This is a genomic window from Paractinoplanes rhizophilus, from assembly GCF_042664765.1.
Taxonomy (GTDB): domain Bacteria; phylum Actinomycetota; class Actinomycetes; order Mycobacteriales; family Micromonosporaceae; genus Actinoplanes; species Actinoplanes rhizophilus.
This window is the reverse complement of sequence record NZ_JBHTBJ010000024.1, coordinates 1-20,308: the sequence shown is the minus strand read 5'-3', so window position 1 is coordinate 20,308 and position 20,308 is coordinate 1. Positions and strand designations below refer to the sequence as shown.

At 70.8% G+C, this 20,308-nt stretch carries 19 protein-coding genes and 2 pseudogenes; 8 read left to right on the top strand and 13 right to left on the bottom strand.

Translation table 11 applies throughout. From position 1 onward, the window contains the following. Positions 1 to 20: 20 nt before the first annotated feature. The 4 genes from mmsB to ACFQS1_RS26695 all read right to left on the bottom strand — a co-directional run bounded on the left by mmsB (position 21) and on the right by ACFQS1_RS26695 (position 4,309). Positions 21 to 1,268, bottom strand: a complete 1,248-nt coding sequence (gene mmsB / locus ACFQS1_RS26710; protein WP_378973387.1) for a multiple monosaccharide ABC transporter permease — start codon at positions 1,266 to 1,268, stop codon at positions 21 to 23. After that, positions 1,265 to 2,797, bottom strand: a complete 1,533-nt coding sequence (gene mmsA, locus ACFQS1_RS26705) for a multiple monosaccharide ABC transporter ATP-binding protein (protein WP_378973384.1) — start codon at positions 2,795 to 2,797, stop codon at positions 1,265 to 1,267. The genes mmsB and mmsA overlap by 4 nt, the downstream gene beginning before the upstream one ends. Further along, on the bottom strand, positions 2,797 to 3,924 hold the full coding sequence (gene chvE, locus ACFQS1_RS26700) for a multiple monosaccharide ABC transporter substrate-binding protein (protein ID WP_378973381.1): 1,128 nt from the start codon (positions 3,922 to 3,924) through the stop codon (positions 2,797 to 2,799). Before chvE ends, mmsA begins: the two co-directional genes overlap by 1 nt. A 277-nt stretch (positions 3,925 to 4,201) precedes the next feature. After that, positions 4,202 to 4,309 carry an AraC family transcriptional regulator gene (locus ACFQS1_RS26695; protein ID WP_378973574.1) on the bottom strand — a complete coding sequence of 36 codons (108 nt, stop codon included), beginning with the start codon at positions 4,307 to 4,309 and terminating at the stop codon, positions 4,202 to 4,204. Positions 4,310 to 4,313: 4 nt separating this feature from the next. Between ACFQS1_RS26695 and ACFQS1_RS26690 the strand changes: the two are divergent. Together ACFQS1_RS26690 and ACFQS1_RS26685 are read left to right on the top strand one after the other, a co-directional pair. Further along, positions 4,314 to 4,754, top strand: a pseudogene (locus ACFQS1_RS26690) (MFS transporter); the annotation flags it as partial. Positions 4,755 to 4,866: 112 nt separating this feature from the next. Next, positions 4,867 to 5,118, top strand: a complete 252-nt coding sequence (locus ACFQS1_RS26685) for a hypothetical protein (protein WP_378973379.1) — start codon at positions 4,867 to 4,869, stop codon at positions 5,116 to 5,118. Here ACFQS1_RS26685 and ACFQS1_RS26680 read toward each other — a convergent pair. The 3 genes from ACFQS1_RS26680 to ACFQS1_RS26670 all read right to left on the bottom strand — a co-directional run bounded on the left by ACFQS1_RS26680 (position 5,115) and on the right by ACFQS1_RS26670 (position 8,222). Next, positions 5,115 to 6,068, bottom strand: coding sequence for an anti-sigma factor RsbA family regulatory protein (locus ACFQS1_RS26680; protein WP_378973376.1), 954 nt, complete (start codon positions 6,066 to 6,068; stop codon positions 5,115 to 5,117). The two genes, ACFQS1_RS26685 and ACFQS1_RS26680, sit on opposite strands and share 4 nt — an antisense overlap. Further along, a complete protein-coding gene (locus ACFQS1_RS26675; protein ID WP_378973374.1) occupies positions 6,065 to 6,913 on the bottom strand; it encodes an MEDS domain-containing protein in 849 nt (282 codons plus the stop codon). The genes ACFQS1_RS26680 and ACFQS1_RS26675 overlap by 4 nt, the downstream gene beginning before the upstream one ends. Positions 6,914 to 7,058: 145 nt before the next feature. Beyond that, positions 7,059 to 8,222 carry an LCP family protein gene (locus ACFQS1_RS26670; RefSeq protein WP_378973371.1) on the bottom strand — a complete coding sequence of 388 codons (1,164 nt, stop codon included), beginning with the start codon at positions 8,220 to 8,222 and terminating at the stop codon, positions 7,059 to 7,061. Between the two features lie 280 nt (positions 8,223 to 8,502). Here ACFQS1_RS26670 and rho point away from each other — a divergent pair, with 280 nt between their 5' ends. Continuing rightward, positions 8,503 to 9,648: a transcription termination factor Rho gene (gene rho / locus ACFQS1_RS26665; protein ID WP_378973369.1), complete on the top strand. Its 1,146-nt coding sequence runs from the start codon at positions 8,503 to 8,505 to the stop codon at positions 9,646 to 9,648. 23 nt (positions 9,649 to 9,671) lie between these two features. Here the strand turns inward: rho and ACFQS1_RS26660 are convergent, their stop codons facing one another. From ACFQS1_RS26660 to ACFQS1_RS26650, 3 genes are all read right to left on the bottom strand, one after another. Then, positions 9,672 to 10,316 (bottom strand): putative glycolipid-binding domain-containing protein, encoded by a 645-nt coding sequence (locus ACFQS1_RS26660; RefSeq protein ID WP_378973366.1) that lies wholly within the window; start codon positions 10,314 to 10,316, stop codon positions 9,672 to 9,674. A 93-nt stretch (positions 10,317 to 10,409) separates the two neighbouring features. Beyond that, positions 10,410 to 10,910 (bottom strand): MarR family winged helix-turn-helix transcriptional regulator, encoded by a 501-nt coding sequence (locus tag ACFQS1_RS26655; protein ID WP_378973363.1) that lies wholly within the window; start codon positions 10,908 to 10,910, stop codon positions 10,410 to 10,412. Positions 10,911 to 10,996: 86 nt separating this feature from the next. Further along, positions 10,997 to 11,881, bottom strand: coding sequence for a fructosamine kinase family protein (locus tag ACFQS1_RS26650; protein ID WP_378973361.1), 885 nt, complete (start codon positions 11,879 to 11,881; stop codon positions 10,997 to 10,999). Positions 11,882 to 12,014: 133 nt separating this feature from the next. Here ACFQS1_RS26650 and ACFQS1_RS26645 point away from each other — a divergent pair, with 133 nt between their 5' ends. Then, positions 12,015 to 12,479 carry a nitroreductase family deazaflavin-dependent oxidoreductase gene (locus ACFQS1_RS26645; protein ID WP_378973358.1) on the top strand — a complete coding sequence of 155 codons (465 nt, stop codon included), beginning with the start codon at positions 12,015 to 12,017 and terminating at the stop codon, positions 12,477 to 12,479. A 55-nt stretch (positions 12,480 to 12,534) separates the two neighbouring features. Here ACFQS1_RS26645 and ACFQS1_RS26640 read toward each other — a convergent pair whose 3' ends face one another. Further along, positions 12,535 to 14,406, bottom strand: coding sequence for an adenylyl cyclase (locus ACFQS1_RS26640; protein ID WP_378973356.1), 1,872 nt, complete (start codon positions 14,404 to 14,406; stop codon positions 12,535 to 12,537). 332 nt (positions 14,407 to 14,738) lie between these two features. Next, positions 14,739 to 15,962 (bottom strand): L,D-transpeptidase, encoded by a 1,224-nt coding sequence (locus ACFQS1_RS26635; RefSeq protein WP_378973354.1) that lies wholly within the window; start codon positions 15,960 to 15,962, stop codon positions 14,739 to 14,741. A gap of 276 nt (positions 15,963 to 16,238) precedes the next feature. Between ACFQS1_RS26635 and ACFQS1_RS26630 the strand changes: the two genes are divergently transcribed. Beyond that, positions 16,239 to 17,936, top strand: coding sequence for a serine/threonine-protein kinase (locus ACFQS1_RS26630; protein ID WP_378973351.1), 1,698 nt, complete (start codon positions 16,239 to 16,241; stop codon positions 17,934 to 17,936). A gap of 496 nt (positions 17,937 to 18,432) precedes the next feature. Then, positions 18,433 to 18,936, top strand: a complete 504-nt coding sequence (locus tag ACFQS1_RS26625) for a hypothetical protein (RefSeq protein WP_378973349.1) — start codon at positions 18,433 to 18,435, stop codon at positions 18,934 to 18,936. A gap of 97 nt (positions 18,937 to 19,033) precedes the next feature. Here the strand turns inward: ACFQS1_RS26625 and ACFQS1_RS26620 are convergent, their stop codons facing one another. Then, a complete protein-coding gene (locus ACFQS1_RS26620) occupies positions 19,034 to 19,306 on the bottom strand; it encodes a hypothetical protein (protein WP_378973347.1) in 273 nt (90 codons plus the stop codon). A gap of 176 nt (positions 19,307 to 19,482) precedes the next feature. Here ACFQS1_RS26620 and ACFQS1_RS26615 point away from each other — a divergent pair, with 176 nt between their 5' ends. Together ACFQS1_RS26615 and ACFQS1_RS26610 are read left to right on the top strand one after the other, a co-directional pair. Further along, entirely contained in the window at positions 19,483 to 20,142 is a 660-nt protein-coding gene (locus ACFQS1_RS26615) for a hypothetical protein (protein WP_378973344.1), read from the top strand. Then, positions 20,052 to 20,308, top strand: a pseudogene (locus ACFQS1_RS26610) (DUF222 domain-containing protein); the annotation flags it as partial. The gene ACFQS1_RS26615 and the pseudogene ACFQS1_RS26610, both read left to right, overlap by 91 nt.

The following is a 20,308-nucleotide window of genomic DNA, read 5'->3' as shown; positions in this document are numbered from 1 at the left end:
CGCCCCAACCGGACCCGGGGTCAGCGCGAGGCGCCGGCCCGCCGCTTGGTCCACACGTCGAACGCGACGGCGGCCAGCAGGACCGCGCCCTTGACGAGCATGACCCGCTCGGACGGAGCGCCGATCAGGCTCATGCCGTTGTTGATCACACCCATGATCAGGCCGCCGGTGATGGCGCCGACGACCTTGCCCACGCCGCCCTGCACCGCCGCGCCGCCGATGAAGGCCGCCGCGATGGCATCCAGCTCGAACTGGTTGCCGGCGGTCGGGTTGGCCTGGTTGAGCCGGCCGGAGAAGATGATGCCGGCCAGGGCGGACAGCACGCCCATGTTGACGAAGATCCAGAAGATGACCGACTTGACCTTCACACCGGACAGCGTCGCGGCTTGCAGGTTGCCGCCCACGGCGTAGATCTGGCGGCCGAACACCGACCGGTTGGCCAGCACCGAGTAGCCGAGCACGAGGCCCGCGAGCAGCACCAGCACCCACGGCAGGTTGCGGAACCGGGCCAGCTGCACGACGACGAACATGATGACGAACGTCGCCACCGCGATCTTGGTGATGAAGATCCACAGTGGGTCGACACCCTGGCCGTAGCGGACCCGCCCGGCCCGCGACCGCCATTGGGCCACGATCAGCCCGGCCACCGCGAGCAGGCCGATCAGCAGGCTGAACAGGTCGGCCCCGCCCAGCACGCCGAGGCCGACGTTGCCGAGATAGCCGTCGGTGAAGCCGTTCGCCAGGGTGCGGACCTCGTCCGGGAACGGGCCGATGCCCCGGTTGCCGAGGATCGACAGGGTGATCGCCCGGAACAGCAGCATGCCGGCGAGCGTGACGATGAAGGCCGGGATCCCGAAGTACGCGACCCAGTAGCCCTGCCACGCCCCGATCAGCGCGCCGAACACCAGCGTGATGATCAGCGCGATCGGCCACGCCACGTGGTTCTCCACCATCAGCACCGCGGAGATCGCGCCGGTGGCCGCCACGATCGAGCCCACCGACAGGTCGATGTGACCCGCGATGATCACCAGGATCATGCCGATGGCGAGGATGAGGATGTAGGAGTTCTGGACGATGATGTTGCTGATGTTCTGCGGCTGCAGCATGTCGCCGCCGGTGAGCACCGTGAACAGCAGCACGATCAGCGCGAACGCGATGTAGATGCCGCTCTGCCGCAGGTTGATGGAGAAGCGGCGGCCGCCGGCGGGCGCGGGTGCCTCCGGTGAGGTGTCCACGGCGAGGTCGGCGTTGGTGGGTGCGAGGCTCACTTGCCTGCCTCCTGTCCGGCGGTCATGAGGGTCATCAGGCCCTCCTGGGTGGCCTCGGCGCGCGGCACCTCACCGGTGATCCGGCCGGCCGAGAGGGTGTAGATGCGGTCGCACAGCCCGAGCAGCTCGGGCAGCTCGCTCGAGATGACCAGCACCGCCTTGCCCTGGTCGGCGAGGCGGTTGATGATCGTGTAGATCTCGTACTTGGCGCCGACGTCGATGCCGCGGGTGGGCTCGTCGAGGATCAGCACGTCCGGATCGGTGAAGATCCATTTGGACAGCACGACCTTCTGCTGGTTGCCGCCGGAGAGCTTGCCGGTGATGCTCGAGACGCTGGGCGCCTTGATGTTCATCGACGTGCGGTACCCGTCGGCGACCCGGTACTCCTCGTTGTCGTCGACCCAGCCGCGGTGGGCGAGCCGGCCCAGAGCCGCCGCGGAGATGTTGCGCTTGATGTCCTCGATCAGGTTCAGGCCGTATCGTTTGCGGTCCTCCGTGGCGTACGCGATGCCGTGTCTGATCGCGTCACGCACGGACCGCAAGCGGATCTCCTTGCCGTCCTTGAAGATTTTCCCGCTGATGTTCGCGCCGTAGGCGCGGCCGAAGACGCTCATGGCCAGCTCGGTCCGGCCGGCGCCCATCAGCCCGGCGAGCCCGACGATCTCGCCGCGCCGCAGCGACAGCGACGCGTTGTCGACCAGGAGCCGGCCGTGCTGGGTGGGGCTGTGCACGGTCCAGTCCTCGATCCGGAAGATCTCCTCGCCCACGGTCGGCTCGTGCGGCGGGAACCGGTGATCGAGGTCGCGGCCCACCATGCCCGAGATGATCCGGCTCTCGGTCAGCTCGGACACCGGCGTGGTCGAGATCGTCCGGCCGTCGCGCAGGATGGTCACCCGGTCGGCGATCGCCAGCACCTCGTTGAGCTTGTGCGAGATGATCACGCAGGTGATGCCGGAGTCGCGCAGGCCGCGCAGCAGATCCAGCAGGTGGGCCGAGTCCTCGTCGTTCAGCGCCGCGGTCGGCTCGTCGAGGATGAGCAGGCGAACCTCTTTGGAGAGCGCCTTCGCGATCTCCACCAGCTGCTGCTTGCCGACCCCGAGGTCGAGCACCTGAGTGACCGGGTGTTCGCTCAGCCCGACCCGGCGCAACAACTGGGACGCCGCCGCGTTGGTCTTGTTCCAGTCGATGAACCCTCGCGTGGCCTGCTCGTTGCCCAGGAAGATGTTCTCCGCGATGGACAGGTTGGGAGCAAGCGCGAGCTCCTGGTGAATGATCACGATGCCGCGGTGCTCGCTGTCGCGAATGCCGCCGAACCGGCAGGGCTCGCCCTCGAAGGTGATCTCACCCTCGTAGTCGCCGTACGGGTAGACGCCGGAAAGCACCTTCATCAAGGTGGACTTTCCGGCGCCGTTCTCCCCGCAGATCGCGTGGATCTCGCCGCGGAGCACCTCCAGGTTGACGTCCTGCAGGGCCTTGACCCCGGGGAACGTCTTGGTGATGCTCCGCATCGAGAGGATGGTGTCGCTCATTACCCGAGCTGCGCCTGGGTGTAGTAGCCGGTGTCGATGAGTTCCTTCTGGTAGTTCGTCTTGTCGACGATCACCGACTGCAGCAGCATCGACGGGACGACCTTGTTGCCGTTGTCGTAGTCGGTGGTGTTGTTGACCTGCGGCTTCTGACCCTTGAGGACGGCGTCGGCCATCTCGACCGTGGTCTTGGCCAGCTGGCGGGTGTCCTTGTAGATCGTCGAGTACTGCTCACCCGCGATGATCGACTTGACCGACGCGAGCTCGGCGTCCTGGCCGGTGACGACCGGGTACTTCTGCGCCGCCGTACCGTATCCGTTGCTCTTCAGCGCGGAAAGGATGCCGATGGACAGGCCGTCGTAGGGCGAAAGAACGCCGTCGACCTTCGCGCCGCCCTTGTACGTGGAGGTCAGCAGGTCCTCCATGCGCTTCTGCGCGGTCGCCGGGTCCCAGCGCAGGATGGCGACCGTCTTGAAGTCGGTCTGGCCGCTCTTGACGGTCAGCGTCTTGTCGTCGATGAACGGCTTGAGGATGCTCATCGCGCCGTTGAAGAAGAAGGTCGCGTTGTTGTCGTCCGGCGAGCCGGCGAACAGCTCGATGTTGAACGGGCCCTTCGCGCTGCCCTTCGAGCCGTCGGCGTTGAGCACCTTGAGGCCGGTCAGCAGCGAGGTCGCCTGCTGCACGCCCACCTTGAAGTTGTCGAAGGTCGCGTAGTAGTCGACGTTCGGGCTGTTGCGGATCAGGCGGTCGTACGCGATGACCGGGATGTTGTTCGCCTTCGCGTTCTCCAGCTGGGTGGTGATCGCGGTGCCGTCGATCGACGCGATGATCAGCAGCTTGGCGTGCTTGGTGATCTGGTTGTCCAGCTGCTGGGTCTGGGTGGGGATGTCGTCCTCGGCGTACTGCAGGTCGACCTGGTAGCCGAGAGCCTCGAGCTGCTTCTTCAGGTTGTCACCGTCGGAGATCCACCGCTCCGACCGCTTGGTGGGCATGGTGACGCCGATCAGGGCGCCCGCGGTGTCACCGCCGGAGGCCGCCTTGTCGGCGGTCTTCTCGCTCGAGCCACACGCGGCGAGGGCGGCGGTAAGGACGACGGCGGAGGCCACGGCCCCCATCCGGGAAAATCTCATTGCGCTTAACTCCTTCTTCGGGGGCAGCGGCGTGGCGTCGAGTGTGAACGCTAACAATGACCATGTCAACAGTTCCGGCAACGTCGGCGACATGTTGGCGAAACTTCCCCCGGAAACTTTCGGGCGGCGGCCGGAGACCCGATTGTTATCGATAACAGTCGGTGGTCGCCCGCCCGGCCGGCCGAGGCGAGCGACGCGGTAACCGAGCTGCATACGGGTGCGCCCGCACGATCCGCCGAACCCCGGCGCGCCGGAAGAAAGCCGACTGTTCCTTCGGCTATGGGCGAAAGTTTCGAGGCAGGTACCGGCCCGGGGTGGTGCCGAAGGCCGCGCGGAACGCCTCGATGAACGCGCTCGGGCTGCGGTAGCCGCAATCCGCCGCCACGCGGGTGACCGGCAGCACCCTGCCGTACTTCGTCCTCGACCACCGCTACAGCTACGTCGCCGCCTCCGGGCTCACCCTCGCGGCCGCGCTGGGCAGCTCGGTGCCGCAGCCGTTCATCGGCATGCTCGCCGACCGCTTCCGGCTGGGCTGGCCGGCCGCCGCCGGGGTCGCGCTGGCCGGGATCGGCCTGTCCGGGCTGGCCGGCGGCTATCCGGCGGTCTGGACGCTGATCCTGCTCTCCGGCCTGGGCGTGGCGATGTTCCATCCCGCGGCCGGCCAGGCAGCCCGCGAGGTGGCCGGCGACAGCACCACGGCGATGAGCGTCTTCGCGGCCGGCGGCAGCGTCGGCTTCTTCCTCGCGCCGGTGCTCGCCACCCCTGCCCTGGTCACCTGGGGTGTCCCGGCCACCGTTCTGTTCCTCCCGCCGGCCGTGCTGATCGCCTTCGTCCTGCTGCGCGGCCATCGCCGGCACCGGGCCGCCGCCGCGGGCCGGGCGCGGCGAACGGGCACTGTGCTTCGCCGCGCTGGTCGGCGTCGCGCTCAACATCCCGTTCGCGGTGCTGGTCAAGCTGGGTCAGGACTGCCTGCCCGGCCGCCCCGGCACGGCCGCCGGCGTGACGCTCGGCCTCGGCGTCAGCATCGGCGGCCTGTTCGCGCCGTTGCTGGGATTGGCGGCACAGAGCCACGGCCCACAGGGCGTCTTCACCATCCTGTGCGCCGCTCCACTGGCCGCTTGGGCGCTCGGCCTGATGCTGACCGAGCCGCGAGCGGCAGTCCCGGCGCCGGCCGTGCCGGCCGCGCGGAACTAGGACGCGACGGATCGGCAGGACAGACCCTGGTCGAAGGCCATGTGCACGCGGACCGTCGTTCCCGCCGGGCCGGTGCACACGCGTACCAGGTCGCACACCTGGTTGACCATCAGCAGTCCCCGCCCGCACGGGCTCAGCGGCGGCGGGAGGCGGCGGCCGGCGAGCGGGTCGGTGATGTGCCCGCGGTCGTCGACCTGGCACACGATGCGGCCGGGCTCGGTCCAGACCGTGACGCGTCCCGGCCCGCCCGCGTGCTTGATGGTGTTGGTCGCCAGCTCGTGCATGGCCAGCACCATGCCCTGCGTGCGGTCCGGGCCGAGCACCGCGGCCGCGCGCCGGCGCACGAACGACCGCACCACCGACAGGTCACGCAGACCCTCGTAGCCGACCGACTCGGCCTCCGCCGGTGGCGGCGGCAGCGCCGCGTTGACCGCCTCGGCGGTGGCGATCGGGTCGCCGTCGTACCACGGGCTCGGCATCCGATCGCCCCGCGAGATCATCACGGGGTGGGTGCGCCAGGCGTCGGCGATCGCCGCCGGGCCGAGGGCCGCCTCGTCGTACGGGCAGAGGATGCTCGCGTCGGCGCCGGCGAAGGCCGCGTTGATCAGCGCCTCGTGCTGGGCGCAGGCGGGCCGCTCGGCCTCGGTGCGCCCGGCCCAGACCGGCTCCCCCACGATCGACACCCGGTGGCCGGCGTGCGCGGCCGCGAACGGCAGCAGCACCGAGGGCAGGATCCGGCCCGGGTTGCGGCCGGCCGTCGCCATGTCGGCGAACACCACCCGGCCGGCGACGCCGTCGAGCGCGTCGCGCAGCAGCCCGAGGTGGTCGCCGGGGAGGGCGACCAGCACCGGGTCGCCCGCCTCGACCGCGGCGCGGACGAACGGGACCGTGCCGTCGAGGAAGCCGCCGGGCTCGCGGTAGAGCAGCCCGGGATGGTCGAAGGTGGTCATTGTGGCACCACCGTCAGGCCGGCGACGCCGTCGGCGCCGTGGAAGGCGAGCAGCTTGCACAGCGACGGCGAGCAGCCGACCAGCCGCACCGGGCCGTCCGCCGCGGCCTCGACCAGGATGCGGGCGGCCGCGGTGTCGGCGAAGGTCAGGCCGGCGACGTCGACGGTGGCGGCCGGCGCGCCGTCGAACAGGTGCGCGATCACCGCCCGCAGCGCGTCACGGTTGGACAGGTCGACCTCGCCGGCCAGGCGCAGGCCGTACGGGTCGGTCGTGCGCCTCGCCCGCAGCGACGCCTCGGGCTCGAACGGGGTGTGCGGGCCGGCCGCCCCGGGGTGGGCGAAGCCGAGCCGCCGCAACTGCAGCGGGTCGAAGCGGCGCCGGTCGTACGCGCAGACGCCGGCCACGTACCCCTCCAGGAAGACCGTGTTGATCTCGGCCTCGTACCACGGCAGGTCCTCGGCGCCGGGAACCCGCCGGGTGGCCCAGGTCATGTCGCCGACGACGCGGAGGCCCGGGTGGCCCTCGGCGCGCGCCTGCGCCACCTCGGCGTGCCACGCGCTCAGCGTGCCCCCGGGGTCGAAGACACCGCCGGCCAGGTAGCTCGACTCGGCGGTCACCGCGCTCAGCCGCCCCTCGCCGAGCGCGGCCCGGGTGCCGACCCCGTGGCGTTCCAGCGCGTCGAGAACGGCCTCGGGCTCGTCGCCGCTGTAGATCACCTTGTGCCGGGCGCGCAGGCCGGCGCGGACGAAAGCGGCGATCGCCTCCATGCGGGTGGCGTCGTCGTCGACGGTCCAGCAGACGTGGTCGCCGAGGGCGACCTTGTGCAGGAGCGGTAACCCGCCCACGATGGCTCCCCATTCTGATGGGTGGTGGGGTGCTGATGTCACGGTACCCACAACCGTGTGCGACGGCGCTACCCCGCGAGAGTGACATCCTCGCCGGACAGCGCCCGGCACGAGCCACCAGAGCCGGGCGATCCGGCCGGCGACGTCAGGCGCTCGCCACCCAGGTCGGGTGCTCGGCGGCGAACTGGGCCACGGTGTCGTCCTTGGCCGCCTCGAGCAGCCGCATGCTGTCCGGGCTGAGGATCTCGACCTCGCCGATGCCGGCCACCTTCTCGGGGTTGAACTTGCCCTCGTTCGTCTTGATGGTGATCAGATCGTTGGGGTTGATCCCCTTCATCGCGAAGACCCAGTCCTCGAGCGAGATGCCGCCGCTGTCGACCGTCATCGTCGAGCCGATCGCCTTGATCAGGCCGGGCAGCTTGGTCGGCGAGGACAGGCCGTCCTTCACCGCCTGATTGACGATCGCCTTGAAGAACTGCTGCTGGTGCCGCTGCCGGCCGTAGTCGAAGTCCTTGTTCGCCAGCAGGTCGCGCTGGCGGACGAAGTCGAGCGCCTCGGACGGCGTGAAGCAGTGGTTGCCCTTGGCGTAGAAGTTCGGGGTTACGCCCTTGATCTTGGACCGCAGCGTGCCGTCCTTGTTGATCACGTACGGCTTCGCGAACTTCCCGGTCTTGTTGTCCTTGCCGATGTGGATCGAGGTGGTGTCCTCGTCGACGTACATGCAGACCTTGCCCAGCACGTTGACCACGTTGCGGAAGCCCTGGAAGTCGATGATCGCGCCGGCGTCCGGGGTGATCCCGGTCAGCTCCTTGATCGTCAGCGACAGCAGCTCGAAGCCGTGCGACAGCGCGTCCGGCCCGGTCAGCCCGCGGCTGCCGAAGAAGAACGCCGAGTTGATCTTGTTTTTGCCGCCGCCGAACTTCTGCGCGCCGTTGTCGTACGCCGGGATCGGCACGTAGCTGTCGCGCGGCAGCGAGATCATGTAACCGGTGTCGTGATCGGCCGCGATGTGCAGCAGGATGATCGAGTCGGACCGGGTGCCGGCGGTCGGCAGCGCGTCCTTGCGGGCGTCGATGCCGACCAGCAGGACGTTCTTGGCGCCCTTGACGTCGGCGTGTTTGACCTGGGAATTGGCGGCCGAGCCGAGCAGGCTCTGCTGGGCGACCGACCGGGTCGCCGCGCCCACCGTCGCCTGGATCGCCACGACCGAGCCGCCGCCCACGACGGTCAGCAACGCGCCGAGGGTGATGCACCAGCGGGCCCAGCGTGGCCCGCGCCGGCGGGCAACGGCTTTCCTCTTCAAGATCATCTCCTCGTCGCGACATCCTCCCCCTGTAAGACGGAGCGCGCGTCCCAAAAGATTGCCCTCCGGCGGTAAGAGTTCGGTGAGAAATCTCTGGCAGGACCCTGAGGACTGCGGCAGGCGGCGGTGTGCTACCTTGGGCGCAGTCGAACCGCGGATGCTGGCGCAAGCCCCCGCAGGTTCCGGCCGAGAGCTGCAAAGCCGGCCACGTTCATTTCCCAACACGCCGCGAGCGTGCGCATCGGCGTACGCGAAGACGCGGTGTTGTTTCTCCAGGAGTCCCTCGATGACAGATCTCGCTACCCGTGTACCCAAATCCCGCCCCGCCGAGACCGCCGATGTCGCCGTCGACGCGCTCCTCGACATCGTCGACGACCGGGCCTGGCTGCGCGCCGACGGCTACCTGCCCGGCGAGCACGACATCCCGGTCGCCTATCACCAGGTCCGTCAGCTCGGGCTGCGCCGCGGCGACCGGGTCACCGGCTTCGCCCGGATCCCGGGCCGCAAGCCGGCCACGCTGCAGGTGGAGGCGGTCAACGGACGGCCGCCGCAGAAGCGCCGGCCGGACTTCTACGAACTGACCGCGCTCTATCCGCAGGAACGGCTGCGCCTCGAGACCGACCCGAGCGTGCTGACCACCCGGGTCATCGACCTGGTCACGCCGATCGGCAAGGGCCAGCGGGCGCTGATCGTGGCGCCGCCCCGGGCCGGCAAGACGATCATCCTGCAGCAGACGGCGAACGCGATCGCCCGCAACAACCCCGAGTGCCACATCATGGTCCTGCTGGTCGACGAGCGGCCCGAGGAAGTCACCGACATGCAGCGGACGGTGCGCGGCGAGATCGTCGCGGCGACGTTCGACCGGCCGCCGCAGGAGCACATCGCGCTGGCCGAGCTGGCGGTCGAGCGGGCCAAACGGCTGGTCGAGCAGGGCCAGGACGTGGTCGTGCTGCTCGACTCGATCACCCGGCTGGGCCGCGCCTACAACCTCGTCGCGGCGGGCCGCGGCCGTACGCTGTCCGGCGGCCTCGATTCGACGGCGCTGTACCCGCCGAAGCGCCTGCTGGGCGCGGCCCGCAACATCGAGGACGGCGGCTCGCTCACCATCATCGCGACCGCCCTCGTCGAGACCGGCTCGGCGATGGACACGCTGATCTTCGAGGAGTTCAAGAGCACCGGGAACGCGGAGCTCAAGCTGGACCGCTCGCTGGCCGAGGCGCGGATCTACCCGGCCATCGACATCGCCGCGAGCGGCACCCGGCACGACGAGGCCGTGGTCGGCCGGGCCGAGCTGGCCGTGCTCGCCCAGCTGCGCCGGGCGCTGACCGGGCAGGACCGCCGCGACGCCATGCGCCAGCTGCTGGACCAGCTGCGCGGCACCGCCGGCAACACGGACTTCCTGCGCCGGGTGGCCCGGACTCTGTCCCCGTGACCGTCTGGAGCGGGCGCGGACGGTCAGTGCGCGATGCGCAGCCGGCCCGCCCGATAGGTCACGATGCCCTCGGGATCCAGGTCGTAGGTGACCGCCGGGCCGTCGCCACCGACCCGCAGCTTGCTGTCGCCGACCCGGTGGTACACCGCCTCGCCGGCCACCACCGTCAGCGACGGCATGCGCACCCGGATGGCCGGAGTGGTCACCGCGGCCGCCCCCGGGCTCAGGCGCAGCGCCCGCATCGCCCAGGTCTGGAAGATCGGCGAGTCGGCGAGCAGCAGCACCGCGCCGCCGTCGAGCCGCGACCCGTCGTTCGCCGACGCTGCCTCGATGCCCGCGGGCGGGGCGTCGAGCGTGCCCGACTCCTCGACGCCGCAGTTCCACCCGCCGTCGGGGGTGCGGGACAGCGCCAGGTTGCGCCGCCATCCGCTGCCCTCGGTGGTGACGGTCAGCGCGGACACCCGCCAGCCGCCGTCGAGATCGGCGTGCCAGCGGGACGTGTACGGCCGGTGGCCGCCCACCACGATCGTGCCGGTCACCACGCCGGGCGCCACGCCGTCGCGCAGGACCAGCTCGGTGCCGACCGTGCCGGTCCGCTGCCAGACGAGCGGGCCGTGTGTGCGTGCCTCGGCCACCCGGCGCTGGGTGGCGGCAGTTTCCGTGGTCATTGCTGAGCCGCCTCGCTCTCGAGTTGGACCGTCATGGATCGGATATTTTCCAACCATTGCACCATGCAACCTTTGGCGCCAGGCCGCCACGCCTCAAACTTCGTCCGCGCCCACCCTGTTACCCGCCCAGCCGAGCCACCATTCCTGCTCGGGCATCTCCCCCGCCGCGTCGGCGAACGCCGTGAGGGCCGCGATCACCGCGGGCTGCCAGACCTCCGCGGTCTCGGCGACGATCCGCTCGAGCGCGGCCCGGCGCTTCTCCATCACCCGCTCGACGATCTCCCGGCCGGCGCGGGTCAGCCGCAGCCGCACCACCCGGCGGTCGTCGGTCGAGCGCACCCGCCGCACCAGGCCCTTGGCCACCAGGCGGTCGGTCATCCGGGTGGCGGTGGACGGGTTGACCTGCAGCTCTTCGGCGATGTCGGCGCCGCGCAGGATGCCGCGGTCGGCCAGGACCACGAGCGCGCGCAGTTGCGGCAGCGTCACGTCGGTGTCGACCTGCGAGAGGGCCCGCACGGTCAGCCCGACGAAGGCCCGGCTGGCCCGCATGAGGGCCTGCACGGTGATCTCGGGGGCAGACTGCAAAGGTTGCACAGGGACATCATTGCAGCCGGACAGGTCGATCGGTACCTCGCCGGCGGCCGCGCGAATCCCTTGCCGGCGCGATCAGGCCGGCGCGGTCAGGCCCGGGCCCGGAACGGGGCGAGGGTGGCGCGGATCTGGTCGGCCGCGCCCCAGTCGTCGTCGAACTGGGCCAGCACGGCCAGGTGCTGTCGCAACTGGATGATCGGCATGCGGGCGCGCCAGTCGCTATCGAGGCCGGTCAGCTCCGCGTAGAGCGCGAAGAACCGGCGCGCCTCGGGCGGCGGCGAGGTGGTCCACACGTGCGCGAGGTCGACCTCGGCCCACATGTACGAGACGGCCGGGTCGATCAGCGCGGGCTGTCCGTCCGCAGTGGCCAGGACGTTCTGGGCCCAGAGGTCGCCGTGCGTCAGGCAGGCGGGCCGATCGGGCAGCAGCTCGGGCAGCCGGTCGCACAGGCGCTCGAGCGCCACCCGGTCGGCCGGCTCGAGCGCCGCCTCCACCCGGGGCTGGTCGAGCCAGCGCAGCAGGCGGTGCCGCGCGAAGAAGGCGAAGCCGTCGTCCTCCCAGGTGTTGATCTGCCGGCGGCGGCCCAGCCAGTTGTCGCGGTGCCACCCGTACCGCGGGTTGGTCGTGCTGAGGTGCAGTTGGGCGAGCTGGTGCGCGAACCGCTCCCAGAAGCTCTCGCCGGCCGGCCTCGGCCGCAGCATCGTCAGGACGAGCAGCTCGCGGTTCGCCAGGATCACCTCGGGTGTGGCGACGCCGCCGCGATCGCGCAGGGCGGCCAGCCCTTCGGCCTCCGCGGCGAAGACGTCGTCGTCGGGCGGGTCGGCGAAGGCCTTGACGAACACCGGCGGCGCGTTCCGGCGGGTGGCCGTGCCGGCGAGCGCGGCGAGCCCACCGGACACCGGCTCCACGGACACGACGTCGCGGAGGCCGGCCCGCAGCAGACGCTCGGAGAGGAACGCCGACGAGTTCAGCATGGCGAAATCATATTGATCACATCACCGGGTGCGTACGACCGCCTCCGGAACCGCTGAGGTTGACCCCGCCCGGCTCGCGGAACAGGCTGGACGGCGAGCCGCAGCCGGCGTCAACCCGAGAACGGAGACATCGATGAGTGACACCACACCCGGCCGGCGGGCCCGGCAGTTCCGGCGCAGCCGCGGGCGCCGCATCGGCGACGCCGTCATCGGCGTGTTCGTCCGGGCCGGCCTGGTGCCCAGCACGTACATGCTGACCACGACCGGGCGCAAGACCGGCCGCCCGCTGACCCATCCGGCGACGGTGGTCCGGGAGGGGCAGCGGCAGTGGCTGGTGGCGCCGTACGGAGCCGTGTCGTGGGTGCACAACGCCCGCGCCGCCGGCCGGGTGCGCCTGGGCCGGCGCGGGGGCGGGCGCGAATACGCCGTACGCGAGCTGCCGGCCGCCGAGGCCGGACCGGTGCTCAAGCGCTACGTCGCCGTTGCCAGCGCCACCCGGCCCTACTTCGACGCGGACAAGGACGCCCCGGTCGAGGATTTCGTGGCCGAGGCGGACCGCCACCCGGTGTTCGAGCTGCTCCCCGTCAACAGCGAGTAGCACAGCGAACGGCCCGCGGCGACTCTTCGGGTGAGTCGCCGCGGGCCGCCCTCGATCAGGACGCCGGGTAGTCGGTCACGAAGACCGGGACGCCCACCTTGGTGGTGTCGGCCGCCTCGCCCACGCCGTTGACCACGTGGTCGATCGTGCCGGCGCTGAGGTTGACGGTCATGATGTGGTGCAGTTTCACGCCGGGACGGTCCGGAACCTCGAAACCGTTCTCGGTGTGGATGGACGGGTTGTTCTGGTTGAACACGTAGACACCCGCGCCGTACAGCTGGTGGGTCTTGACCTTGGCGCCCACCTTGTACCCGGCGTAGCCCTCGACGTTGCCGTTCATCCAGTCGGCCTGGGTCGGCGGGTCGTACGGGAGCTCGTTCTGATACAGGATGGTCGTGCCGTTGTCGCCGTTCCAGGTGGTGTTGTACTTCTGGAAGTGCTCGACGAACAGGCCGGTCGCGGTCACGTTGTCGCCGTTGATCACGGCGCCCTGACGGCCGGTGTTGGTGTTCCACCGCTGGGTGTCGCCACCCGTGAAGCCCTCGATGCCGTGGTCGGCGCGCCACACCCAGGTGTGGTCGATGAGCACGTTGTCGCTGTTGACCTCGAGCGCGGTGTCGGTCTTGCCGATGTGCGGGCCGCCGACGCGGAAGTACACGTCGGACAGCGTGGTCGGGTTGGCCGGTGAGCTGAAGTTCAGCCCCTTCCGGGTGCCGACCTGGAGCAGGGTCTTCGACTCCTTGGTGCCGGCGTCGATGGTGACGCCCGCGACGATCGCGCCGGGGACGTCGGCCACCTTCAGCGGCGTGGCGCCGTTGACCGCGGTCAGGGTGGCGTGGCCGATGCCGAGCACCACCTGGTTGGGCCAGAACACCTGCAGGCTCTGGTCGATGTTGTACACACCAGGGCTCAACAGCAGGTTCTTACCGAGCAGAAGCTGGAGGTTGATCTTCCACTCGGGGTCGGACGGCTTGGCGATGTAGAAGTCGCTCAGCGGCACTGTGCGGCCGGGAGTGATCCCGTTCGCCCAGCTGACGCCGCTGCTGTTCTTCTGCGCCGAGGGCACGCGGACGTTCCACTTGCCCTTGTTGTCGACGAACAGGTACGGCTTCTCCCGGCTGACCGGCGTCGTCGCCAGGGTGGTGTACGGCGGGTCCGGGAACGTCGCGTCGTCGGGCGCGCCCTCGACGCCGGAGAACACCTGGTTCCACACCGCGTTCGTCCAGCTGTCCAGCTTGCTGTTGCGGGTCAGCCACTGCTGCTGCGACCCGTTGAGCACGGTGGGGAAGCGGGAGTCGGCAATGTAGCCGCCGCTGGCGTACTGCGGGCCCGCGGTGCAGTAGTCCATCAGCGAGAACGTGCCGCCGGTGACGTCGAGCCGGCGCAGCGAGACGGCCTGCGAGACCGCCCAGAAGTTGGTGTTCCCGGCGCGGCAGCCTTCCTGACCGGTCCCGTTGATGTGCAGGGACAGGTTGGACAGCGTGCGCCAGAAGTTCACCAGCGCCAGGCAGTTGCTGGTGCCGTTGTCCTCGAGACAGCGGTTGTAGACCTCGATCTTGCCGTTGATCACGACGTCGCCGGGGCTCGCGCCGAGGCCGGCGACCTCGGTGTAGTAGCCCACCTTGAACTGCAACGGCTTTGCGTCGGTGCCATAGGTGCCGGGCTTGAACAGGAACGCGTACCGGTCGGTGCTCATCTCGGCGTCGGTCTGCTTGGCCGCCGCCGCGTCGAGCGCCGCCTGGATCTGCTCCACCGGCATGCTCGGGTCGAAGATGGTGACATTGCTGCCCAGGGCCGGCGTGGCCGGCTTGCTGGGATGGGCGTGCGCGGCGGTGCCGCTCAGGGTGCTGACCGTAACCACCGCCAGCCCTATCGCGAAGATCCGCCCGAACTGCCGGCGGACCTGCCGCCCGGCGCGTGTCGTCATGCTGGAGGGGTCCTTCCCGTCATGTGCTTGCAACAGACTGGACACAGATGGCTACATGCGGCCGCGACTGTCAAGACAGCGAAGATCGGCAATAACGCAGGCTTCGGACATCTCGTACCGGATCCGGAACCACGTCTGCCCGAAAGGCCGCCGGAACCGGTACCGGCGACCCTCGGCACGTCGCGACGGTGACGGCCCGGTGGTGGCTCGCGGCCGAAGATCAACTGCTTGACACGTACGGGAAATTGAGCTCGAAGCCGCAGTCGCCCCTCACCACCGTGACCGGCGGCAGCGCCGCGGCCCCGGCCGTCCACGGCGGCCGGGGATGCCGCTCAGCGGCCGTATTTCTCGAACGGGACCGTCCAGTCGCCGAGCCCGTTCCAGATCTGCAGCTCTCTCGGGCTGCGCCGGACGTCGACCACGTCGCCGACGATGAAGTTCTCGTAGACCCACTTGGCGTCGGCCACGCTCAGGTTGATGCAGCCGTGCGACAGGTTCGCCCGGCCCAGCGCGTGATTCCACGGCGCGGCGTGCAGGAACTCGCCGGAGTAGGTGATCCGGGTGCAGTACTCGATGTCCTCGGCCCCGTAGTAGTTCGGGTCGTCCGGGTCGGTGATGCCGTAGCTGGCCGAGCTCATGCTGTGCACGCGCTCCTTGGACAGCACCACGTGCGGCCCGCCGGTGGTCCAGTAGCTGATGTGCTCGCCGTTGGCGCCGGTGGTCGATCCGCCCTTGCCGAGGCTGCACTTCATCGTGCGCACCAGCTTGCCGTCGATGTAGACCTTCGTCAGATGCGCCTTGTTGTCGGTGATCGCGATCAGTTGACGCCCGATGGTGAAGCGGGTCGACGCGTTCTTGCGGCCGTACACGCCGTTGCCGAGCTTGACGCCGAAGAGGTTGACGTTCACCGTGATCGACGTGCGACCGGCCCAGTACTTCTCGGGCCGCCAATGCACGGTCCGGCCGTCGCGCCAGTAGAACCTGCCCTTCACCGCGGGGGACGTGGTGATCTCGATGGCCCGCTCGGCGGCCGCCTTGTTGACGGCGCGGCTGAACGCGATGATCACCGGCTGGCCCGCGCCGTACGCGTGGCCCTTCTTGAGCGAGGCCATGGCGTTGGCCCGGAAGGTCGCCTCGACCTGATGGTGCGGCTTGACCGTGGTGAAGCTGGACGTCTTCTCGGTCGCGACGCCGGAGCTGTCGGTGGCCGTCACGATCACCCGGTACGTCCTGCCGTAGGCCAGAGCGCCGGCGGAGCGCCAGGTGCCGTCCGCCTGGACCGAACCGCTGACCACGGTGCCGCCCGAGGTCACGGCGACCGACTTCAGCGTGCCGGACTGGACCGCGACGACGATCGGTGTCGCCGGCGACACCGCGGTCGCCCCGCCCGACGGCGTCACGCTCAGCCGGACCGGCGCGACCGGCGGGCCGCCGGCCCGCTCCGGGGCCACCGTCGCGGGCTCGGCACTCGCCGAGCCCGGCGCGGAACCACCGATCGTCGCCACCGCGGCGGCGGCGCCCAGTGTCCCGATGATGACCTTGCGTCGCTGGATCATGGCTCTCGCAATCGGGGTCCCGGACGGCCCGCGACGGCCGGGCCGGAATTGACGCTGATGAGGCCGAAAGGTTACACGGCCATCGATGAGACGGACCGCCCGCGGCCGATCATCGGCCGCGAGATCGGCCCGAACACCGGCAAATCCGGGCATTCACGGTCGGCCGTCCGGTCGGCGAGAGCAGCCGATGCGCGGATGCCCGATCGGCCTTCGGTGGCCACAATGGTCGGCGCGGCGGGGGCAGGCATCCGCCCCTGGAGCCGTGGAGCGCTTCGAATGAGCGGTTGGCAGCCGTCCGGCTACACGGCGGTTCGTCCGCTCGGCGCCGGCGCGTCGGGCAGCGTCGTGCTCGCCACCCACGACGCGACCGGCACCCCGGTGGCGATCAAGTATCTGGTGCGCGACCTGGGTGCGGACCCCTCGTTCCGGGCGGCCTTCCGCGAGGAGGCGCGCCTGCTCGGTCAGATCGACGACCCGCACGTCTGCCGGCTGTACGAGTACGTCGAGTCGGCCGACGGCGCGGCGATCGTGATGGAGCTGGTCAATGGGGTGTCGCTGCGGCAGATGCTGCGCGCGCACGGCCCGACCACCCCCGAGTCGGCGCTGGTGGTGCTGAAGGGCTCGCTCGCCGGGCTGGGCGCGGCACACGCGCACGGCGTCGTGCACCGCGATTACAAGCCCGAGAACGTGCTGGTGACGGGCGAGGGGCAGAGCAAGCTCGCCGACTTCGGCATCGCGGTGCCGGCCGGCCAGGGCGCCGACACGATCGTCTCCGGCACGCCCCGATACATGGCTCCCGAGCAGTGGACGGGCGCGCCGGTGACGCCCGCCTGCGACATCTACGCCGCCACGGCCACGTTCTTCGAGTGCCTGACCGGGAAGCCGCCGTACGACGGGCCGAACCTGTTCGCGCTGCACGAGCAGCACGCCAACGCGCCGATCCCGACGGAGTCGACCCCGGAGCCGGTGCACGACCTGCTCCGGCACGGGATGGCCAAACAGCCCGCCGACCGGCCCCAGCACGCCCTGGCCTTCCTCGACCTGCTGGAGCGGGTGGCCGGCGCGGCGTACGGCCCGGACTGGGAGGACAACGGGCTGCGCGACCTGGCCCGCCGGGCCGCGCTGCTCGCCGCGTTGTGGCCGTTCCCGGACGGCACGTCGGGCGCTACGAGCGTGGCGTCGACGGCGCTCGGCGCCAGTGTGGGCCGCGGTGCCGCTTCGGGCCGCTTCCGGGTTTTTCGTAGTGGGCGCAAGCGGGCCCTGCTGGCCGGCGGAGCCGTCGTCGCCGCCCTGCTGGTCGGCGGGGCGGGTTATCACTTCGTCGCCGCCGACGAACAGGCCGCCATCGCCGGCGGGCAGGCGAGCCCGGCCGCCGCCGATCCGCCGGTGTCCGGGCCGTCCGGCGCGATCACGGCGGCGACGCCGGCCCAACCGGCGACCACGGCCGGCACCGCGACCCCGACCGATGCGGTGGCGCCGACCGCTCCGACCGACCCGGCGGACCCGGGCGCCACGGCCGGTCCGCCCTCGACCGCCACGCCGACCGGCGCGCCGGCGACCACCGCGCCGACCCCGTCGGCCAGCCCCTCCGCGTCCAGCACCTCTCCGGCCACCCCGCCGGACACCACCGCACCCACGGTCACCAAGGTCGACGCCAGCCCGGCGTCGCTGGAGGCGGAGGGCTGCCCGTACGGCATCCAGGCGAGCACCATCAGGGCCACCGTCACCGACGACCGCGGCGATGCGTCGGCGCTGAAGGTCAGCTTCCGGTACGTGCTGGGCAAAACCACCTCGACCGGCGCGATGAGCCTGGACGGGCGGGGCGTCTTCCAGGGCACGCTCGGCCCGCTGCCGATGCCGCGAACGGCCACCCGCATACCGATCTCCGTCGTGGCGGTCGACGCCGCCGGCAACTCGGGCAGCTCGGCGTCGCCGGTGTACGTGACCCTCCAAAACTTCTGTACCCCCGGTTAGGAGCAGCCGTGCTTGGTGCACCGAGGTACTGGTCGGCGCGGGGACGGCGGGCATGACGCGGCCCGGAGAACCTGCCGACGACGAGGCGCTCCCGCCGGCCGCCGATCCGTGGGCGACCATCAACCGGCCCGCCCCGACCGTGCACTTCGGCGGACCGGATGCGACGGTCAGCTTCGACTCTTCTCCTGCGGCCCATCGGCCTGCTTATCCGCCTGCCTCGGACCAGCCGGCTCATTACCAGCCTGGCCCGCCACGGGCCGGCCTGCCTCAGGCTGGCTCGCCTCAGCTGCCCCACGCCGGCTCGCCTCAGCTGCCCCACGCCGGCTCGCCTCAGCTGCCCCACGCCGGCTCGCCTCAGCTGCCCCACGCCGGCTCGCCTCAGCTGCCCCACGCCGGCTCGCCTCAGCTGCCTCAGGCTGGCTCGCCTCACGCTGGCTCGCCCCAGCTGCCCCACGCCGGCTCGCCTCAGGCCGGCCCGGGGTCGAGCGCGCCGACCGTGCGCGCCCACGACCAGATGCGTTTCGGGCCCGGCGTCCCGGTGCCCACCGCCGCCACCCCGGACTGGCCCGCCGCTGCCAAGCGCCCGCGCCCCTGGTGGCGCCGGCTGGTCTCGCTGCTGTCCAGCCTGCTGACCCTCGCGCTGCTCGTCGTGGTCGGGCTCTACCTGTGGCAACGGCTCAGCCCGCTCGCGATCGAAAGTGCCACGGTCGCCGTACCCCGACCCGCCGGAAACCGCTGCGATGTCACCGTCGACGTGGTCGCGACCGTGCATACCAACGGCAAGCGCGGCGTCATCCGCTACCAGTGGTTCCGCTCGGACGCACCGCCCGGCGCCATCCTCACCGAGCAGGTCGGCCGAGGTCAGCGCACCGTCCTGCTCATCCTCAAATGGACGTTCAGCGGCGTCGGCACGACCACCGAGACCGCCACCGTCAACATCGTCGAGCCCGCGCCGATCCAGGCCGGCACGCGCGTCGCGTATCGCTGCCCGCGCGGCTGAGCGGCGCTTGGCCTGCCGCGCGGCTGGGCGGCGCCTGGCCTGCCGCGCGGCCCATGGCGTCGGCCGACGCACCTCGGTAGCGCCCGGTGCGGCGGGATCATGCGACGAGTGCCCAGCGATGGCGTCCGGTTCGCCGGGCCGGGTACATGCGATCGATCATCCCCAGCGCCCAGCGCATCCGAGGCACCGCGACCTCGGGATGATCGCCGTACTCCGCGGCCACGTCCGCCGCACAGCCGCGCACGCCACCGTGGGCGCGCAGGGCCAGTCGAATCGTCTCATCGACGACGTCGTAAGAAGGCCGGCTGCCGGTGGCCAGCTCGCTGGTGAACAGTGCTTCCGCCCGGGCCGCGGTCAACATGGTGGTCATCGGGATCTCCTCCTTCATAGCGTCTGATCGGGCAGACCGTCCCGGCGCCCACGACTCATCGGTCGACCGCTTCCCCGCGGCACTCGCCCTTGGCCGCTTTCAGATGGTGAATGTGGATCTCCTCGGCGACTCGCCGCGGCGGAGAAGTGTCGTACAGGTGTTCGATTATGGGTCCCGTGATGACGGAACTGCAGCAGCTGGGCGAGGATGCGGCGAAACTCGCCGCCATCCCGGTGTGGCCGCTGCCCGACGACGACATCACCGATGCCCTGCACGCCGCCCACCGCCTGGAGCAGACCGCCATGCTCCTGCAAGCCCGGCTCGTGCACCACGCCACCGGCCGTGGCATCCCCACCGCCCAGGGCTACCGCTCCACCACCCGATGGCTCGCCGCCCTGCTGGCCCTCGACCCGCACCAGGCCCGTGACCTCGCCGAGGCCGCCACCGCCCTGCACCACCCCGCCATCGGACAAGCCGTCCTCGACGGCCGAGCCAACCTGCGCCAAGCCGCCGTGATCGCCGCCACCATCGACGCCATCCCCGCCGACCTGGCCCTGCTCAACGAGCCAACTCACCCCGCCGACCCGGACAGCACCGACCCGAGCACCGACCCCGGCAGCACCGACGGGACACCGCGTTTCACCCCTGACGACGTCACCCGGATCATCGACGAAGCCGAGCGCACGATGATCGAGATGGCCGGGCGGCTGCCCGCCTACCAACTACGCCGCGTCGGCGACCGCATCCTCACCCACATCGCCCCCACCTGGCCGACCAAGCCGACGAAGCCGCCCTCACCCGCCAAGAAACCCGCGCCCATCGCCGACGCAGTCTGACCCTGTCGCTACCCCTCGACGGCCTCGTCCGCGTCACCGGCGTACTCAGCGCCGAAGACGCCGCCACCGTCCACGCCGCCCTGCACCCCCTCACCCGCCCCACCCCCACCGACGACCGCACCCCCGCCCAACGCCGCGCCGACGCCCTCATCGACATCTGCCGACT

What these genes read in the sequence shown, in the direction of transcription:
- mmsA (WP_378973384.1), bottom strand. Translation starts at nt 2,797, where the DNA reads ATGAGCGACACCATCCTCTCGATGCGGAGCATCACCAAGACGTTCCCC.
- chvE (WP_378973381.1), bottom strand. Translation starts at nt 3,924, where the DNA reads ATGAGATTTTCCCGGATGGGGGCCGTGGCCTCCGCCGTCGTCCTTACC.
- ACFQS1_RS26680 (WP_378973376.1), bottom strand. Translation starts at nt 6,068, where the DNA reads ATGACCACCTTCGACCATCCCGGGCTGCTCTACCGCGAGCCCGGCGGC.
- ACFQS1_RS26670 (WP_378973371.1), bottom strand. Translation starts at nt 8,222, where the DNA reads ATGATCTTGAAGAGGAAAGCCGTTGCCCGCCGGCGCGGGCCACGCTGG.
- rho (WP_378973369.1), top strand. Translation starts at nt 8,503, where the DNA reads ATGACAGATCTCGCTACCCGTGTACCCAAATCCCGCCCCGCCGAGACC.
- ACFQS1_RS26660 (WP_378973366.1), bottom strand. Translation starts at nt 10,316, where the DNA reads ATGACCACGGAAACTGCCGCCACCCAGCGCCGGGTGGCCGAGGCACGC.
- ACFQS1_RS26650 (WP_378973361.1), bottom strand. Translation starts at nt 11,881, where the DNA reads ATGCTGAACTCGTCGGCGTTCCTCTCCGAGCGTCTGCTGCGGGCCGGC.
- ACFQS1_RS26645 (WP_378973358.1), top strand. Translation starts at nt 12,015, where the DNA reads ATGAGTGACACCACACCCGGCCGGCGGGCCCGGCAGTTCCGGCGCAGC.
- ACFQS1_RS26640 (WP_378973356.1), bottom strand. Translation starts at nt 14,406, where the DNA reads ATGACGACACGCGCCGGGCGGCAGGTCCGCCGGCAGTTCGGGCGGATC.
- ACFQS1_RS26635 (WP_378973354.1), bottom strand. Translation starts at nt 15,962, where the DNA reads ATGATCCAGCGACGCAAGGTCATCATCGGGACACTGGGCGCCGCCGCC.
- ACFQS1_RS26630 (WP_378973351.1), top strand. Translation starts at nt 16,239, where the DNA reads ATGAGCGGTTGGCAGCCGTCCGGCTACACGGCGGTTCGTCCGCTCGGC.
- ACFQS1_RS26620 (WP_378973347.1), bottom strand. Translation starts at nt 19,306, where the DNA reads ATGACCACCATGTTGACCGCGGCCCGGGCGGAAGCACTGTTCACCAGC.